At 61.9% G+C, this 825-nt stretch carries 1 protein-coding gene; it reads left to right on the forward strand.

The features are described 5' to 3' along the window. Nucleotides 1-81: 81 nt before the first annotated feature. Nucleotides 82-825 (forward strand): ISL3 family transposase (locus U5771_RS35210; RefSeq protein ID WP_322028187.1); only part of this gene is annotated, 744 nt, incomplete at its 3' end.

Genomic DNA, 825 nt, shown 5'->3' on the forward strand with positions numbered 1-825 from the left:
GGTTCATCGCAGGAAACCGTGGAGGGTTTTCGAGCGATTGCATAATCTGACACCTGATTCTAAGGATGTCGGAGGAAGCAATTGCTCGATCGAAAGGCACTTCAAGCACTGGGCTGCTGGACCGGCTATCGGTTGGAACGGGTGGAATGGCCGCAAGGAGAGGAGCGCACGCTCTCGCTGTATCTGAAGCCGGTCAGCAAGGTCATGTACTGCGAGCAATGCGGTGCACGCTGCCAGCAAATCCATGAGACGACGGTTCGTCGAGTGCGCGATCTGCCGCTGTTCGAATACCGGGTGGTGCTGCACGTTCCCCGCCGCCGGGTCTGGTGCGAACACTGCGGTGGCCCGCGACTGGAGAGGCTGGCGTGGCTGGGCCGCTACCAGCGAGTGACGGAGCGATTCGCGAAGGCCTGCGAGAAGTTGCTGCAAGCGGCCAGCGTGCAGGCGGTGGCGGCTTTCTACGATCTAGGTTGGCACACGGTCAAATCGATCGACAAGATGCGCTTGCGAGCACGTGTGGCCGAGCCGGACTGGTCGACGATCCGCTATCTGGCGATGGACGAGTTCGCGCTGCATAAGGGCCATCGCTACGCCACGGTGGTAGTCGATCCGATCGGCCGGCAAGTGCTCTGGGTCGGCCCCGGACGTTCACGCGAAACAGCGCGAGCCTTCTTCGAACAGCTTCCCGAGGGCGTGGCCGAGCACATCGAAGCGGTCGCGATCGACATGACCACGGCCTACGAGCTGGAGATCAAGGAGCACTGCCCGCAGGCGGAAATCGTCTTTGACCTGTACCACGTGGTGGCCAAGTACGGTCGCGAGGTG

It is taken from the genome of Burkholderia sp. BCC1977 (genome assembly GCF_905339595.1).
In the GTDB taxonomy this organism is placed as follows: domain Bacteria; phylum Pseudomonadota; class Gammaproteobacteria; order Burkholderiales; family Burkholderiaceae; genus Burkholderia.